Origin of the sequence: Streptomyces iconiensis, from assembly GCF_028657195.3 — a bacterium.
Classification (GTDB): domain Bacteria; phylum Actinomycetota; class Actinomycetes; order Streptomycetales; family Streptomycetaceae; genus Streptomyces; species Streptomyces iconiensis.
Genome location: NZ_JANCPR020000028.1, coordinates 41,812 through 58,213 on the forward strand (window position 1 = coordinate 41,812; position 16,402 = coordinate 58,213).

Genomic DNA, 16,402 nt, shown 5'->3' on the forward strand with positions numbered 1-16,402 from the left:
GATCAGGCGCTCTCCGCCCGCACCCTGTCCAGCGCCACCTGAAGGTCGGCGGGATAGCCGCTCTCGTACTCGACCCACTGCCCGTCGGACGGGTGCTCGAAGCCGAGCCGTACCGCGTGCAGCCACTGCCGCTCCAGCATGAGCCGCTTGCCCAGCGTCGGGTCGGCCCCGTATGTGAGGTCACCCACACAGGGGTGCCGGTGCGCCGCCATGTGCACGCGGATCTGGTGCGTACGCCCCGTCTCCAGCTTCACGTCCAGCAGGCTGGCGGCGCGGAACGCCTCGATCAGGTCGTAGTGCGTCACCGACGGCTTGCCCTCCGCGACGACGGCCCACTTGTAGTCGTGCTGCGGATGCCGCCCGATGGGCGCGTCGATGGTGCCGCTGAGCGGGTCCGGGTGCCCCTGGACGAGCGCGTGGTAGCGCTTGTCGACGACGCGCTCCTTGAACTGCCGCTTGAGCAGCGTGTACGCGCGCTCGGACTTGGCCACGACCATCAGCCCCGAGGTACCGACGTCCAGCCGGTGCACGATGCCCTGGCGCTCGGCGGCGCCCGAGGTGGAGATCCGGTATCCGGCGGCGGCGAGACCGCCGATGACGGTCGTACCGCTCCAGCCGGGACTGGGGTGCGCCGCGACGCCGACCGGCTTGTCGATCACGACGATGTCGTCGTCGTCGTGGATGATCTCCATCCCCTCGACGGGCTCGGCGACGATCTGCACGGGCTGCGGTCCTGGAGGCATCTCGACCTCGATCCACAGACCGCCCTGGACCCGGTCGGACTTGCCGGCGGGGGCCCCGTCCAGCAACACCTTCCCGCCCGCGGCCAGCTCGGCCGCCTTCGTACGTGAAAAACCGAACATCCGGGCGAGCGCGGCATCGACGCGCTCACCTTCGAGGCCGTCCGGTACGGGCAGGGTGCGTGTCTCAGGAAGCGTGCTCACCTGATCGAGTATGCCGGACAGCCGCCCTCCCGCCTCACCCGCGCGGCCCACCCCGGGGTGCGGCGCCCCCCTTCCCCGCCCGACGGTGTGACTACGTCCGGGGGAGAGCGAGGGAACCGGAGGGAACCGAGCATGACGCCGCGAAGGACATCTCAGGCCCCCGCCCGGCACCACAGGCGCCCTCTCGACCGCACACACGCCCGCCGCCGCGTCAGGCACCGCCCGGCACTCGCCCTCGCGACGGCCCTCACCACGGCGGCGCTCACGCTCACGCCCGTCAACACGGCTGTGGCGGAAGGCATATCGGGCCCCTGCGCCATAGCGCCGGGCCCCGGCACCGACGAGGGCCCGCTCAACCCGGCCTACGTTCGCCCTCAGGGCAACAAACGCGCCCTCATGCTCATGGTCGACTTCAGCGACCTGCCCGCCGCCACCCCGGCGGCCCGCCGCGCAGGCTTCTTCACGGGATACGGCGACCGCTTCCTCGACCGCGCCTCCTTCGGCAAGTACCGCCTGGAGACCAGCACCACCCGCGAGTGGATACGCATGCCGCGGCCGTGGTCCTCCTACGGCATAACCCGCGGCATCCCCACCAACCTCATGAGCGGTTATGTCCGGGACGCGCTGAAGGCGGCGGAGGCCCAGGGCGCCGACGTGGGCGGCGCCGATCTCGTGTTCGTCGTCGCCGACTCGAACGTCCCCGCTCCCCCGACCGTCTCCCAGGCCCACACCTTCGGCGGCCTCCGCGCCGGCGGCGCCCATGTCAACGGGGCCGCGCTGATATTCGGCCGCGCCGACGACTCGGCACTCTGGCAGCGCGGCAACTTCGTCCACGAGGCCAACCACCTCTACGGGCTTCCGGACCTCTACAACGTCGCCGGGGGCGCCTCGGTCGAGTACGCGGGCGGCTGGGACACCATGAGCATGGCCGGCATCTCGGACCTGCTCGGCTGGCACAAGTGGAAGTTCGGCTGGCTCACACCCTCGCGCGTCGGCTGCGTGACCACGCCCGGCACGACCGAACACACCCTCGCCCCGGTCAGCTCCCCCGGCGCCGGCATCACCGTCATCCGTACGGGACGCCACAGCGCGATCGTCGCCGAGGCACGCACCCGCTCAGGACTCGACCGGGACATCTGCGCCGAGGGCGTCCTCCTGTACAGGGTCGACTCGCGCGTGCCCACGGGCGAGGGCCCGGTCCGCGTCGTCGACTCACGCCCCCACAGCGCCGGAGGCGCAGGCTGCGCCGACCGCCTGCCGACCGAGCTGGCCGAACTGTCCGACGCGCCCTTCGCACCAGGCGAGAGCCACACCTTCAAGGGCGGCACCCGCGTCGAGGTCACCGGCCACGGCAAAGGGGCGGGCGGCTCCTACCGCGTCAGCGTCCACGTGCCGGAGCCGGGCGCTCAGTCCCGGTGAACGGTCCCGTCGGGGTCGAGGCCCCGGAAGGACAGCAGCACGATCAGGATGCCGCCGCACACGATGGCGGAGTCCGCCAGGTTGAAGACGGCGAACCCCTTGGGTGCGATGAAGTCGACGACGGCGCCCTGGAAGACACCGGGCGAACGGAAGATCCGGTCCGTCAGATTGCCGCACGCGCCCCCCAGCAGCAGCCCGAGCGCGATCGCCCATGGCGTGCTGTAGAGCTTCCGCGCGATCCGCGCGATCACGACGACGACCGTGACGGCGATCGCCGTCAGCAGAATCGTCAGCGCCTCACCGATACCGAAGGCGGCGCCCGCGTTACGGATCACGCGCAGCCGGAGCCACGAACCGATCAGGTCGATCGGCGCGTGGTTCTCCAGCTCGGCCACGATGATCAGCTTGCTGATCAGGTCCAGCGCGAAGGCGAACCCCGCGACCAGGATCAGCACACCGATACGACGTGTGCGCTTCGCCTGCTCCGGTGTCTCCCCCTGCTGCCCCTCGTCCGTGCCGTCCGCACCCTCCGCGCTCTCACCGGGTGCTCCGCTGGGCCGTTCCACCTCTGTCACGTGTTGAGGGTACGACACAGACGTACGAGCACGGTCAGCGGCGCTCCTGCTTCTGCTTGCACTCCACGCACAGCGTCGCCCGGGGAAACGCCTGCATCCTGGCCTTCCCGATCGGCTTGCCACAGTTCTCACAGAGCCCGTACGTTCCCGCGTCCAGCCGCTCCAGGGCGCGTTCCGTCTGGTACAGCATCTCGCGCGCGTTGGCCGCCAGGGACATCTCGTGCTCGCGCGTGACGTTCTTGGTTCCCGTGTCCGCGTCGTCGTCCCCCGCGCCGTCCCCCGAATCCCGCATCAGACCGGTCAGTGCCTCCTCGGAGGCCGTGATCTCCTGGCGCAGTCGCACCACTTCACCGCGCAGCCCCTCCCGCGCCTCCTCGACCTCCTGAGGGGTCCAGGGGTCCTCACCGGGACGTACGGCCAGCTCCCCCGGGGGCATCTGGCCATCGGCCGCCCGCGCCGGGGGCACGGCCTCGGCCTGTGTCGCCTCCGGAGTCTTCTTCGCAGCCACCGTGTTGGCTCCCGTCGTCTTCGCTGCGTCCTCGGACGCGGGCGCCGCGTTCTCCGCCGACGCCTTCGCCGCTGACTTCTTCGCCCCGGCCTTCTTGGCCGGGGCCTTCTTCGCTGCCGCCTTCTTGGCCGGCTCCTTCTTCGCCGCCTTCTTCGCCGGTGCCTCCGCCTCCCCGGGGGCTGACGTCCCGGCCGCAGAGGTGGTCTTCTTCGCTGCCGCGGCCTTGTGTGTGGTCTTCTTCGCTGCCGTCTTCTTCGCGGCGCTCTCTTCCGCCACCATGACCGCGGCCCCTTCAGATTTTGTGATCTTGCTCGCGAAACGTGTCCGGAACGATAAATCGACTTCAAGCGCACGGCAACGGGGCACGCCGATCTGCAAGCGTTGTGCCCCGCGCGGCGGCTCGAAAACCGCTCGGCCGCCTCGCGCGCCGCCCCGTACACTGGGGGGCGGCGAGAGGCGTTGAAGGGGACGAGTAACGTCCGTGAGCGGCCATGAGCGACCCGGGGGCGGTGAGAGCCCGGGGGCGAGCGCGGCGTGAAGATCACCCCGGAGCCGCCGGAAGAAAGCTCCCCGGAGCGAGTAGACCCGGCAGCGCTACCTCAATGAGGGGGCGGTGGGCACGGCCCACTGCCAAGGAGGGTGGTACCGCGGGTCCGCTGCCGGCAGGCAGAAGCACTCGTCCCTCCGACGGAAGACGAAGAGACGACGTCAGCGCCTCTTCACAACGGTCCGCCGGAGGAAGTCCCGACGATGCAATACAACCAGGTGCCCGCACAGGTCGACCTGCCAGCGCTGGAACGCGCTGTCCTCGGCTTCTGGAGCGAGAGCAAGGTTTTCGCCCGCAGTCTCGAACAGTCCGAGGGCCGCCCTGAGTGGGTGTTCTACGAAGGCCCCCCGACAGCCAACGGCATGCCGGGCGCGCACCACATCGAGGCCCGCGTCTTCAAGGACGTCTTCCCCCGCTTCCGCACCATGCGCGGCTATCACGTGGCCCGTAAGGCGGGCTGGGACTGCCACGGGCTCCCCGTCGAGCTGGCCGTCGAGAAGGAGCTGGGCTTCAACGGCAAGCAGGACATCGAGGACTACGGCATCGCGGAGTTCAACGCCAAGTGCCGCGAGTCGGTGACCCGGCACACCGACGCCTTCGCCGAGCTGACGACGCGCATGGGGTACTGGGTCGACCTCGACGACGCCTACCGCACGATGAACCCCGAGTACATCGAATCGGTCTGGTGGTCCCTGAAGCAGATCTTCGACAAGGGACTCCTCGCCCAGGACCACCGCGTCGCCCCCTGGTGCCCCCGCTGCGGCACCGGCCTGTCCGACCACGAACTCGCGCAGGGCTACGAAACGGTCGTCGACCCCTCCGTCTACGTCCGCCTCCCCCTCACCTCGGGCCCGCTGGCCGGCGAGGCGTCCCTGCTGGTGTGGACGACGACCCCGTGGACCCTGGTGTCCAACACCGCGGTCGCGGCGCACCCGGAGGTCACCTACGTCGTCGCGACGGACGGCACCGAGAAGCTCGTCGTCGCCGAAGCCCTGCTCGAAAGCGCCCTCGGCGAAGGCTGGGAGGCCACCGGGCAGCGCTTCACCGGCGCCGAGCTGGAGCGGTGGTCGTACCGCCGTCCCTTCGACCTGGTCGAGATCCCGGACGCCCACTTCGTCGTCAACGCCGACTACGTCACGACCGAGGACGGCACGGGCCTGGTCCACCAGTCCCCCGCCTTCGGCGAGGACGACATGCGCACCTGCCGCGCGTACGGCCTGCCCGTCGTGAACCCGGTGCGCGCCGACGGCACCTTCGAGCCCGAACTGCCGCTCATCGGCGGCCAGTTCTTCAAGAAGGCCGACGAGGACCTGGTCGCAGAGCTGGAGGCGCGCGGACTCCTGTTCGCGCACGTCGAGTACGAGCACAGCTACCCGCACTGCTGGCGCTGCCACACGCCGCTGCTCTACTACGCACAGCCCTCCTGGTACATCCGCACGACCCAGATCAAGGACGCCCTCCTGCGGGAGAACGAGGCGACCAACTGGTTCCCCGACTCCGTCAAGCGGGGCCGCTTCGGCGACTGGCTCGACAACAACGTCGACTGGGCGCTGAGCCGCAACCGCTACTGGGGCACCCCGCTGCCCATCTGGCGCTGCCAGGACGAGCACCTCACCTGCGTCGGCTCCCTGGCCGAGCTGGGCGAGCTGACCGGCACCGACCAGTCGGGCCTCGACCCGCACCGCCCCTACATCGACGCGGTCACCTTCCCCTGCCCCACCCCGGGCTGCCAGCAGGAGGCACACCGCGTCCCCGAGGTCATCGACGCCTGGTACGACTCGGGCTCGATGCCCTTCGCGCAGTGGGGATACCCGTACAAGAACAAGGAGCTGTTCGAGCAGCGCTACCCCGCGCAGTTCATCTCGGAGGCCATCGACCAGACCCGCGGCTGGTTCTACACGCTGATGGCCGTCGGCACCCTCGTCTTCGACAAGTCGTCCTACGAGAACGTCGTCTGCCTCGGCCACATCCTCGCCGAGGACGGCCGCAAGATGTCCAAGCACCTGGGCAACACCCTGGAGCCCATCCCGCTCATGGACCAGCACGGCGCCGACGCCGTCCGCTGGTTCATGGCCGCTGGCGGCTCCCCCTGGGCAGCCCGCCGCGTGGGCCACGGCACCATCCAGGAAGTCGTCCGCAAGACCCTGCTGACCTTCTGGAACACCGTCGCCTTCCAGGCCCTCTACGCCCGTACGTCCGAGTGGGCACCCTCCGAGTCCGACCCGGCACCCCACAAGCGCCCCCTGCTGGACCGCTGGCTGCTCAGCGAACTGCACGCCCTGGTCGACCTGGTGACGATCGCCATGGACGGCTACGACACCCAGCGCGCGGGCAAGCTGCTCTCCACGTTCGTCGACGACCTGTCCAACTGGTACGTCCGCCGCTCCCGCCGCCGCTTCTGGCAGGGCGACCCGGCCGCGCTGCGCACGCTGCACGAGGTGATCGAGACGGTCACCAAGCTGATGGCCCCGATCACCCCGTTCATCACGGAGCGCGTCTGGCAGGACCTCGTCGCGCCGGTCACCCCCGGCGCCCCCGACTCGGTCCACCTCGCCGCCTGGCCCGAGGCCGACCTGGAGAAGATCGACCCCGAACTGTCCCAGGACATGCTGCTGGTGCGCCGCCTCGTCGAACTGGGCCGCGCCTCGCGTGCGGAGTCCGGCGTCAAGACCCGCCAGCCGCTGTCCCGCGCACTGATCGCCACCCAGGGCTTCGAGACCCTCTCCCCCGAGATGCGCGACCAGATCACCGAGGAGCTGAACGTCGCCGAACTGGCCTCGCTCTCCGAGGTGGGCGGCTCGCTCGTGGACACCTCGGCGAAGGGCAACTTCCGTGCCCTGGGCCGCCGTTTCGGCAAGGACACCCAGGCCGTCGCCCAGGCCATCGCCGAGGCCGACGCGGCTGCCCTGTCCATCGCCCTCCGCGAGGGCTCCGCCACGGTCGAGGCCAACGGCCAGACGATCCCCCTCGCCCCCGAGGAGGTCATCATCACCGAAACCCCGCGCGAGGGCTGGTCCGTGGCCTCCGACCCGGGAGCGACCGTGGCCCTGGACCTGGAGATCACCCCGGACCTGCGCCGCGCCGGCCTCGCCCGCGACGCGATCCGGCTCATCCAGGAGGCCCGTAAGAACTCCGGCCTCGATGTCGCCGACCGCATCGCCCTGCGCTGGGAGTCGGCGGACGAGGAGGTCGCGCTGGCCCTCGTCGAACACGAGGCCCTGATCGCCGAAGAGGTCCTGGCGACCTCCTTCACCCAGGCGACCCCCGAGCCCCCCACGTTCCACGACGAGCCGCTCTCCCTGACCTTCGACCTGCGCAAGCAGTAAGAAGCCCGCTCTCCCCCGGGCTCGCCCCGGGGGAGAGACAGACCGCACAAAACGGGCCGGGCCCGAGAGCTGAATGCTCTCGGGCCCGGCCCGTTTTCGCGACGCTCAGCGCATCAGCTGTCGTCCTCGTCGATGAGGAAGCCCCGCATCGGTGAAGGCGCCTGCTGAGCCGGCTGCGGCCCACCCTGCGGCCTCACGGGAGCCATCGGCTGCGTCATGGCCGGCGACATCTGCTGCTGCCCGCCATAGGAGGGCCCACCCTGCGAGTGCTGCGCGGGAGCGGGCGCACCCATGGAGTGCCCGTTGCCGCCCATCGACTGGTGGCCGCCCATCGAACCGCCACCGTTGCTCGCGCCGGCGGGAGCACCCGCACCCGCCGGTGCCATGGAGGGCGACGGCGGCAGCGAAGCGGTCGCGGGCGTACGCGGCGGAGCCAGCGAGTCGTCCGCCTGGTTCTCCAACTGGCGCAGCTGGCTCTCCAGGTACGACTTCAGCCGCGTACGGTACTCGCGCTCGAAACCGCGCAGGTCCTCGACCTTGCGCTCCAGCGTGGCGCGCGCGGACTCCAGGGAGCCCATCGCCACACGGTGCTTCTCCTGCGCGTCCCGCTCCAACGCGTCGGCCTTGGCACGCGCGTCCCGCTCCAGACCCTCGGCGCGGCTGCGTGCCTCGCCCACGATCTTGTTGGCCTCTGAACGGGCCTCCGCGATCGCCTGGTCGGCGGTCTGCTGCGCCAGGGACAGCACACGCGCCGCGCTGTCGTTGTTCTGTCCTGGCATCTGCGGCGGGCCACCCTGCGGTCCACCAGGACCACCGGGACCGCCAGGACCCCCCATGGGGCCGCCCTGTTGCTGCTGCTGCTGCGGACCGGGACCACCAGGGCCACCAGGGCCACCAGGGCCCATCGGACCACCCTGCGGACCGGGGCCACCAGGACCACCATGACCGCCGGGGCCGGCGGGAAGCGCCGGCTGTCCACCAGGAAGCTGCGGCGGACCACCCATGCCCTGCTGCTGCTGTTGCTGCTGCGGCGGCACGGGCTGCGGTCCTGATATGGCGGCGGGCACAGGGGCCCCGCCTTGTTGCTGCTGCGGAGGCTGCTGCCGATCCTGAGGTTCAGGTGGCTTTCGCATCCCGCCGCCCTGTTGCTGGTTCTGCGCGGCAGCGCGTGTGGCAGCGGCCAGCTTGGCTCGCAGGTCTTCGTTCTCCCTGAGCAGACGGGTCAGTTCGGCTTCGACCTCATCGAGGAAAGCATCGACCTCGTCCTCGTCATAGCCTTCACGGAGACGGACGGTCGTGAACTGCTTGTTCCGCACGTCCTCGGGGGTCAGTGGCATCTCTTCACCTCAACGTAAGTCGTCGGCATATCGGCAAGACCATTCCGATCGTTCACAGCCTGGCCACGACGTTGATCAGGATGTAGACGATGATCATGAGCACGAAGAAGGACAGGTCGAGCGCCACGCCCCCGAAGCGCAACGGCGGGATGAACCGCCGCAAGAGCTTGAGTGGCGGATCGGTGACAGTGTAGGTCGCCTCTAGAACGACCACCATCGCCTTGCCGGGTTGCCATGAGCGGGCGAACTGGAAGACGTAGTCCATCACCAGCCGGAAGATCAGCACGAGTAGGAAGCAGTACAGCGCGACTTGGACCACGTCCAGTGCGGTTCTCATCTGCGCGTCCCTCTCCCCTGGGTACTCGTGCGGCCTCGCGGCCTGTTCCCTTGATCCTGCGTCTCAGCTCTGGTTGAAGAACCCGCCCTCTGCGATGCGGGCCTTGTCCTCCGCCGTGACATCGACGTTAGCAGGAGACAGCAGGAACACCTTCTGCGTCACTCGCTCGATACTGCCGTGCAGACCGAAGACCAAACCAGCCGCAAAGTCGACAAGTCGCTTCGCATCGGTGTCGTCCATCTCCGTCAGATTCATGATCACCGGAGTGCCCTCACGGAAGTGTTCCCCGATGGTACGGGCCTCGTTGTACGTCCGTGGGTGCAGCGTGGTGATGCGGTACGGCTCTCGCTCGGACACGACCTTTGGCATGATCACCGGCGCGCTCTTCTCCACGTTCTGACGGTCAGGTGTGATGGATGACACCGGAGCAATTCTCCCGGCTCGTCCGCTTTCGGCAACAACCGCGGGGGGCGGCGTCTGCTCCCGTTCCCGCTGCGCCGGGGGGTGAACCACCCGTGCCGAGTCAGTGGGTTCGTGGGGATCGGTCTTCTGAAGGGAATGGTGTGACTGTTCCGACTGGTACCGCCGACGGTCCCGTTCGGGCTCTGGCTCGGGCTCGAACTCGTCATCGGGGTCGAACCCCCGGCCGTCGTACCCATCGTCCTCCACGAGGCCGAGGTAGACCGCCATCTTGCGCATAGCGCCGGCCATTCTCTGCGTCCTCCGCTCTGTGGTGGATCGACTCCGTCACCGTCACCGGTGCCCCAGGATCCACGCAGTCTCTCCGCTCGGCCTTTCCCGGCGGAAATGACCATATATTCTGCTGTGGTCCGACTTGCTTGGCGACGTTACCCGAGCCGGGGTCGGTCTCCGAGTACCGCGCTGCCGACGCGCACATGTGTCGCACCGGCCCGCACCGCCTCTTCGAGATCAGAGCTCATCCCTGCCGAGACCATGTTCGCAGCAGGATGCGCCGCTCGCAGGCCGGTTGAGATTTCCCTCAGTTGCTCGAATACCTCTTCCGCCCTCCCCGCGTAAGGGCCCGTCAGCGGAGCCACTGTCATCACGCCGTCCAGGCGCAGCCCTTGGGCCCCGGCCACCGCTTCGGCCAGAGCGGTCACACCGTCGGGCGCCGTGCCGCCCCGTTCGCCGACCGTTCCTGACGCCGCGTCAAAAGCGACCTGCACCAGGCAGCCGAGTTCGCGCTCGGTACGCAGCGCGGCGGCCGAGAGCGCGGTGACGAGCCTGAGCCTGTCGACGGAGTGCACGTAGTCGGCATAACCGGCGACGGAACGGGCCTTGTTGGTCTGGAGCTGGCCCACGAAGTGCCACTCCAGCGGGAGGTCGGCGCAGGCAGCCGCCTTCGGCGCCGCGTCCTGGTCGCGGTTCTCCGCGACGTGCCGCACCCCGAGTTCGGCCAGCAGCCGGACGTCGCTGGCCGGGTAGGTCTTGGTGACGACGACGAGCGTGAGGTCCTCGCGCTTACGCCCCGCCGCGACACAAGCGCTCTGGATGCGCTCCTCCACCCGGGCGAGGTTCTTGGTCAGCTCCGCTTTGCGAGCCGCTTCGGGGGAGTCGGGTGCCATGTCAGCCGTCACCGCTCAGTTCCCCTCGATCCAGACATAACTCGCAAGCCTCCCAGTGGTGTTGTCCCGCCTGTACGAGAAGTGATCACTCGATTCCAGGGTGCATACGGAAGACTGTTCCCATCTTGTGACACCCGCCTGAGTGAGCTGGGCCCGTACTCCGGCGGCCATGTCCACGCCGGGAGTTCCCCAACGCGTCGTTGCGTATGTCTCGGGCACGGCGCGCGCGACCTCGGCCCGCATCGTTTCCGGGACCTCGTAGCACTGACCGCAAACGGCGGGCCCCGTACGGGCGATGATCCGCTCCGGCTCGGCGCCGAGCTTCGTCATCACGGCGACCGTCTCGCCCACGACCCCGGCGACCACTCCCGGCCTTCCCGCGTGCGCTGCGCCGGTGACGCCGGCGACCGGGTCGGCGAGAAGTACGGGGGTGCAGTCGGCCGTGAGCACGGCGAGGGCGAGACCGCGGCGGGCGGTGACGATGCCGTCGACGGGCGGTGCCTCGTCCTCGAACGGCGCTTCCACGACGGCGACGTCGCGCCCGTGCACCTGATTCATCCACACCACCCGGTCGGGCGAGAGGCCCAGTGCTCCCGCCGCCAGCGCGCGGTTGGTCCGTACGGCGTCCGCCTCGTCGCTGACGGCGCCGCCGAGATTGAGCGCCTCATACGGAGCGGCGCTCACCCCGCCCCACCTGTCGGTGAAAGCGAAGTGCGCGCCGCTGACCGTCTCTTGCTGGCCTATCACTTCAGAAAGTCCGGCACATCCAGTTCCTCCGCCTGGCTGTCCTGGTACGGACGGGCCGGCGGCACCTGCGGCGAGCTGGCCGGGGGCGGCGGGACCTCGCTCACGGGCGCGGGCTCGGCACGTGCGGGCTTCTCCTCCTCGCGGGGTGCGACCGTGCCCAGGCCGCCGAACGAAGGGCGCTCGGGCTCGGTGTCCGCGCTGGGCGTGGAGGTGGACTCCTCCTTGTACGAGGAAGAGGAGGTCGAGGACGACGAACCGAGCGCCTTTTCGCCCTTCTTCGAAGGCGGCTGACCGCCGTCGAAACCGGCGGCGATGACGGTGACCCGCACCTCGTCGCCGAGCGCGTCGTCGATCACGGCCCCGAAGATGATGTTCGCCTCGGGGTGCGCTGCCTCGCTCACCAGTTGGGCGGCCTCATTGATCTCGAAGAGACCGAGGTCGGAGCCACCTGAGATGGACAGCAGAACGCCCCTGGCACCGTCGATCGACGCTTCCAGGAGCGGTGAGGAGATCGCCATTTCCGCAGCGGCCACCGCGCGGTCGTCGCCGCGTGCCGAGCCGATCCCCATGAGTGCTGACCCGGCCTCGGACATCACGGACTTGACGTCGGCGAAGTCGAGATTGATGAGGCCCGGGGTGGTGATGAGATCGGTGATGCCCTGGACGCCCGAGAGCAGCACCTGGTCCGCCGACTTGAACGCGTCGAGCACGCTCACCTGGCGGTCGGAGATGGAGAGAAGCCGGTCGTTGGGAATGACGATGAGGGTGTCGACCTCGTCGCGCAGACCCGCGATCCCGTCCTCTGCCTGGTTGGCCCTGCGACGTCCCTCAAAAGTGAACGGCCGGGTGACGACGCCGATTGTCAGGGCGCCGAGAGAGCGGGCGATGTTCGCCACGACGGGGGCACCACCAGTGCCGGTGCCGCCGCCCTCGCCCGCGGTCACGAAGACCATGTCGGCCCCCTTGAGGACCTCCTCGATCTCCTCGCGGTGGTCCTCGGCCGCCTTGCGGCCGACATCCGGGTTGGCGCCGGCGCCGAGGCCGCGAGTCAGTTCACGGCCTACGTCGAGCTTGACGTCGGCGTCGCTCATCAACAGGGCTTGCGCGTCAGTGTTGATCGCGATGAACTCGACGCCCTTGAGACCGACCTCGATCATCCGGTTGATGGCATTCACGCCACCGCCGCCAATACCGACGACCTTGATGACTGCGAGGTAGTTCTGCGGTGCTGCCACGTCGAAGGCCTCTCGCCTCGAGTTACGTATCCCTGTGGGGCGGTTCGAACGCCGACCCGAACCCTAAGCGTGAAGTTTAGGGTTACCAGTGCCTGTCTTACTTGGACTCTCGTGAACGGACACTAAGTCGACAAGCGGTGGGTGTTCAACGAACACGCCGAACCTCCCGTTTTTCTTTTCACCCTATGTGATCAGGGCTTGCACTAGCCATCCAGGGTGCTCACCTGGGTTGATACGCGTCAACTGACGCGGCCTGCGGATCGCGCGAGTGCCACTCCTTCGCCGACACAGGGCCGGTACACGGAGGTTATCCCCCAGGAGGAGGCGAAGCCCTGTGCGGTGAGGGCCTGTCATGGCGGTACAGAGTGCTCACCAGCGGCTGGGGACGTCAACTGGCGGATGCCGCCGGGGCGCTGGGCACGGTGACATCGAAGTGGGTGGCGTGCCGGGTCGCTTTCATGAGGGCCTTGAGCGAGGTCGCCTTGGCCGCGCCGCGTTCCGAGCTGCCCCAGCGGACCGTGCGGTCACCGGTCAGCTCCATGGTGATGTCATCGAAGGAGCTGACCCGTACGGTACGGGTGTCGCGGTGCACGGAATCCGGAAGTGCCGCGGCGGCACGCGCTGCTTCGCGGCGGAGTCTGGCCGCTCCGAAGTGCCGCAGACTCTCACCTCTCTCCGGTTCCATCACGAGAAGCGGAACCTTCTTGGGTCGCTTGCCCACTGTGGCGAATCGCACGCCGTCCTCGTCCACTTCGACGTATTTTCCAGCGCTTTCCATCGCCAGTTCCGCACGCCTTTCGGTCACTTTCAGGATGATCTCGTGCGGCCATGAGCGTACGGCCTGAACGTCCCGGATGCGCGGAAGTGCCGCGCGCAGCCGCCGTTGGGCCGCGCCCTTGTCGACGGTGATGAGCGGCGCCCCGACGGGGACCGAGGCCGCGCGGGTGACCTCGCCCTCCTTCAGCACGCGGTTGCCGCTGACGGTGACGCGCTCGACGCGGAGCCAGGACGAGCCGTAGAGCGACCAGACACCGAAGCCGCCGAGGAGGACGGCGAGGACGAGGAGGATCACCAGCGTGCGGCGGCGCGGCAGTCGCGGTCTGAGCCGGCTACGCGCCGGCCGTGAGGGGCCGCCCGGGTCGGCGGGGGGACGGGGGCCGGCGCCGCCCTCGCGCCTGCCCCTGTCCGCGCTCTTCACGCGTGCGCCGGCCTCGCTCGCTCTGGTCGCTCTGGCTGCTTTGATCACAGGGTGTCCCTGCCTTCTCTCCGCCGCCGCTCCGCGCCCGCGCTGCGTCAGCCCTGACGGCGTGCGGCGATTGCCTCGTACACCATGCCGACCAGCAGCTCGTCGGCGTCCGGGCGGCCGAACTCGGCTGCCGCGCGGGACATGCCGGTGAGCCGTTGCGGATCGGCGAGGACCGGGAGCACATTGCCCTGGATCCACTCCGGCGTCAGTTCGGCGTCGTCCACGAGCAGTCCGCCGCCCGCCTTGACGACCGGCTGGGCGTTCAGCCGCTGTTCGCCGTTGCCGATGGGCAGCGGGACGTAGGCGGCGGGCAGCCCGACGGCCGACAGTTCCGCGACGGTCATCGCGCCCGCGCGGCAGAGCATCATGTCGGCAGCAGCGTACGCGAGGTCCATCCGGTCCACATACGGTACCGGGACATAGGGCGGCATTCCGGGCATGTGGTCCACTTGCGGGAGTTCGTTCTTGGGCCCGACCGCGTGGAGGATCTGGATACCGGCGCGCTGGAGGTGCGGAACCGCCTGCTGCACCACCTCGTTGAGCCTGCGCGCTCCCTGCGAACCGCCGGAGACGAGCAGTGTGGGCAGGTTCGGCGAGAGCCCCCACGCGGCGCGCGCCTCGGGACGTACGGCGGCGCGGTTGAGGGTGGCGATGGCGCGGCGCAGGGGGATGCCGATGTAGCGCGCGCCGCGCAGCTTGCTGTCGGGGGTGGAGACGGCGACGGAGTGCGCGTACCGCGAACCGATCTTGTTGGCGAGCCCTGGGCGTGCGTTGGCCTCGTGGACGACGATGGGTACCCCGGCGCGCTTGGCGGCGAGGTAGGCGGGCAGCGCCACGTAGCCGCCGAAGCCGACCACGCAGTCCGCCTTGGTGCGTTCCAGGATCTGTTCGGTGGCCTTGATGGTGCCGCGCAGCCGCCCGGGCACGGTGATCAGCTCGGGAGTGGGCTTACGCGGCAGCGGTACGGCCGGGATCAGCTCCAGCTCGTATCCACGCTCCGGGACGAGTCGCGTCTCCAGGCCGCGCTCCGTACCGAGGGCCGTGATCCCCACGGTCGGGTCCTGCCTACGCAAGGCGTCCGCGAGGGCGAGCGCGGGCTCGATATGGCCGGCGGTCCCCCCACCGGCGAGTACGACGTGCACGCTGATTCACCGCTCTCCGGACGGCGGCCGTGCGGCACGCCGTCTCATCTTCTTCTCTCTTGTCCGGCCGGAGCCCCGGGGGTTGGCCCCCGGAACCCGCGAAAATCCCAGCACCCCTGTCAGCCCCCTCCGACGAGAGGGCTGCCGCGCGGCCAGAGCGGTGCGCGCCGCAGGGTCGCTGCGCGCGAAGGCGATCAGCAGTCCGACGGCGAACATCGTCGGCAGCAGGGCGGACCCTCCGTAGGAGAACAGCGGGAGCGGGACTCCGGCAATCGGCAGCAGGCCGAGCACCGCACCGACATTGATCACGGCCTGGGCCGTGATCCAGGTGGTCACGCCTCCCGCGGCATACCTCACGAACGGATCCTCCGTGCGTCCGGCCACGCGGATACCCGCATAGCCTAGAGCCGCGAAGAGAGTGAGCACCGACAGCGTCCCCGCGAGACCGAGTTCCTCCCCCGTCACGGCGAAGATGAAGTCGGTGTGCGGTTCAGGGAGTTGACCCCATTTTTCCACACTCGCCCCGAGGCCCGAACCGAACCATCCGCCCGAGGCCAGCGCATAGATGCCGTGGACGGCCTGCCAGCACTGGTCGTTGGGTCCCGGGTCGGTGGCGCCGATGCAGGCGAGGCGGGACATCCTGTTGGGGTTCGATGTGATGAGAAACGCACTCGCGGTGACCGCGATGGCCAGGACGCTGGTGAACAGGCGCGTGGGGGCGCCCGCCAGCCACAGGAGTCCGAAGAGCACGGCGACGAGGATGATGGCGGTGCCCATGTCGCCGCCCAGCATGATCAGCCCGAGCAGCAGCAGCGCCATGGGGACGAGCGGCACCAGCATGTGCTTCCACTGCGTGAGCATGTTCTTGTCGTTCTTGCGCGCCAGCAGGTCGGCGCCCCACAGCACGAGTGCGAGCTTGGCGAACTCGCTGGGCTGGAGCTGGAAGGGGCCTCCGAGGTAGATCCAGTTCTGATTGCCGTTCACCTCCTGCCCTATGCCGGGCACCTGGACCATGCACATCAGGATGACCGAGACGATCAGCAGCGGATAGGCCAGCGCTCTGTGCAGCCGTACGGGCATCCGGGAGGCGAAGAGCAGCAGCGCTGTGCCGAGGACCGCAGCGATCAGCTGCTTGCGGAAGAAATAGGTGGAGGCCAGCCCGGACTGGAGGGCCTGGATCTGGGAGGCGGAGAAGACCATCACCAGGCCGAGCGCGGTGATCAGGAGGCTGCCGCCGAGGATGAGGTAGTACGCCGTCAGCGGCCGGTCCCAGGTGCTTCTGGCCCTGGCGTAGAGGCCCTTGGGGCTGAAGGAGCCCCGGGGTGCACGAGAGCGCCGGGGCGGGCGCACGGGCGGGGGTTGCCGCGTCGTGCGCCGTGCCGTCGCCGGCTTGGCGGATCGCGCCGTCATCCGTGTCCCCTCCGTCTCACCCGCGTCCTCGGTCCGCGGGGAC

14 protein-coding genes are annotated in these 16,402 nt (G+C 69.3%); 2 read left to right on the forward strand and 12 right to left on the reverse strand.

Features of this window, described 5'->3' with window-relative positions:
- Positions 1 to 2: 2 nt before the first annotated feature.
- Positions 3 to 944, reverse strand: coding sequence for an RluA family pseudouridine synthase (locus NMN56_RS25800; protein WP_274041768.1), 942 nt, complete (start codon positions 942 to 944; stop codon positions 3 to 5).
- A gap of 132 nt (positions 945 to 1,076) precedes the next feature.
- Here NMN56_RS25800 and NMN56_RS25805 point away from each other — a divergent pair, with 132 nt between their 5' ends.
- Complete coding sequence (locus NMN56_RS25805; RefSeq protein WP_274041769.1) at positions 1,077 to 2,363, forward strand: metallopeptidase domain-containing protein; 1,287 nt, start codon at positions 1,077 to 1,079, stop codon at positions 2,361 to 2,363.
- Here NMN56_RS25805 and lspA read toward each other — a convergent pair.
- Together lspA and NMN56_RS25815 are read right to left on the reverse strand one after the other, a co-directional pair.
- Positions 2,351 to 2,938 carry a signal peptidase II gene (gene lspA, locus NMN56_RS25810; RefSeq protein WP_274041770.1) on the reverse strand — a complete coding sequence of 196 codons (588 nt, stop codon included), beginning with the start codon at positions 2,936 to 2,938 and terminating at the stop codon, positions 2,351 to 2,353. The two genes, NMN56_RS25805 and lspA, sit on opposite strands and share 13 nt — an antisense overlap.
- A gap of 34 nt (positions 2,939 to 2,972) precedes the next feature.
- Positions 2,973 to 3,725, reverse strand: coding sequence for a TraR/DksA family transcriptional regulator (locus NMN56_RS25815; protein ID WP_274041771.1), 753 nt, complete (start codon positions 3,723 to 3,725; stop codon positions 2,973 to 2,975).
- Between the two features lie 471 nt (positions 3,726 to 4,196).
- On the opposite strand from NMN56_RS25815, the gene ileS reads away from it, so the two are divergent.
- Positions 4,197 to 7,319 carry an isoleucine--tRNA ligase gene (gene ileS, locus NMN56_RS25820; protein WP_274041772.1) on the forward strand — a complete coding sequence of 1,041 codons (3,123 nt, stop codon included), beginning with the start codon at positions 4,197 to 4,199 and terminating at the stop codon, positions 7,317 to 7,319.
- 113 nt (positions 7,320 to 7,432) lie between these two features.
- Here the strand turns inward: ileS and NMN56_RS25825 are convergent, their stop codons facing one another.
- From NMN56_RS25825 to ftsW, 9 genes are all read right to left on the reverse strand, one after another.
- Positions 7,433 to 8,656, reverse strand: a complete 1,224-nt coding sequence (locus tag NMN56_RS25825) for a DivIVA domain-containing protein (RefSeq protein WP_274041773.1) — start codon at positions 8,654 to 8,656, stop codon at positions 7,433 to 7,435.
- A gap of 52 nt (positions 8,657 to 8,708) precedes the next feature.
- Positions 8,709 to 8,993, reverse strand: coding sequence for a YggT family protein (locus NMN56_RS25830; protein ID WP_030883572.1), 285 nt, complete (start codon positions 8,991 to 8,993; stop codon positions 8,709 to 8,711).
- Between the two features lie 63 nt (positions 8,994 to 9,056).
- On the reverse strand, positions 9,057 to 9,704 hold the full coding sequence (locus tag NMN56_RS25835; RefSeq protein ID WP_274041774.1) for a cell division protein SepF: 648 nt from the start codon (positions 9,702 to 9,704) through the stop codon (positions 9,057 to 9,059).
- A gap of 137 nt (positions 9,705 to 9,841) precedes the next feature.
- Entirely contained in the window at positions 9,842 to 10,579 is a 738-nt protein-coding gene (locus NMN56_RS25840) for a YggS family pyridoxal phosphate-dependent enzyme (protein WP_274041955.1), read from the reverse strand.
- Positions 10,580 to 10,594: 15 nt separating this feature from the next.
- Positions 10,595 to 11,326: a peptidoglycan editing factor PgeF gene (gene pgeF / locus NMN56_RS25845; RefSeq protein WP_274041775.1), complete on the reverse strand. Its 732-nt coding sequence runs from the start codon at positions 11,324 to 11,326 to the stop codon at positions 10,595 to 10,597.
- Entirely contained in the window at positions 11,323 to 12,561 is a 1,239-nt protein-coding gene (gene ftsZ, locus NMN56_RS25850) for a cell division protein FtsZ (RefSeq protein ID WP_274041776.1), read from the reverse strand. Before ftsZ ends, pgeF begins: the two co-directional genes overlap by 4 nt.
- A 388-nt stretch (positions 12,562 to 12,949) precedes the next feature.
- On the reverse strand, positions 12,950 to 13,807 hold the full coding sequence (locus tag NMN56_RS25855; RefSeq protein WP_274041777.1) for a cell division protein FtsQ/DivIB: 858 nt from the start codon (positions 13,805 to 13,807) through the stop codon (positions 12,950 to 12,952).
- A gap of 47 nt (positions 13,808 to 13,854) precedes the next feature.
- A complete protein-coding gene (gene murG, locus NMN56_RS25860; RefSeq protein ID WP_274041778.1) occupies positions 13,855 to 14,949 on the reverse strand; it encodes an undecaprenyldiphospho-muramoylpentapeptide beta-N-acetylglucosaminyltransferase in 1,095 nt (364 codons plus the stop codon).
- Positions 14,950 to 14,955: 6 nt separating this feature from the next.
- On the reverse strand, positions 14,956 to 16,359 hold the full coding sequence (gene ftsW, locus NMN56_RS25865) for a putative lipid II flippase FtsW (RefSeq protein ID WP_274041779.1): 1,404 nt from the start codon (positions 16,357 to 16,359) through the stop codon (positions 14,956 to 14,958).
- Positions 16,360 to 16,402 lie beyond the last annotated feature (43 nt).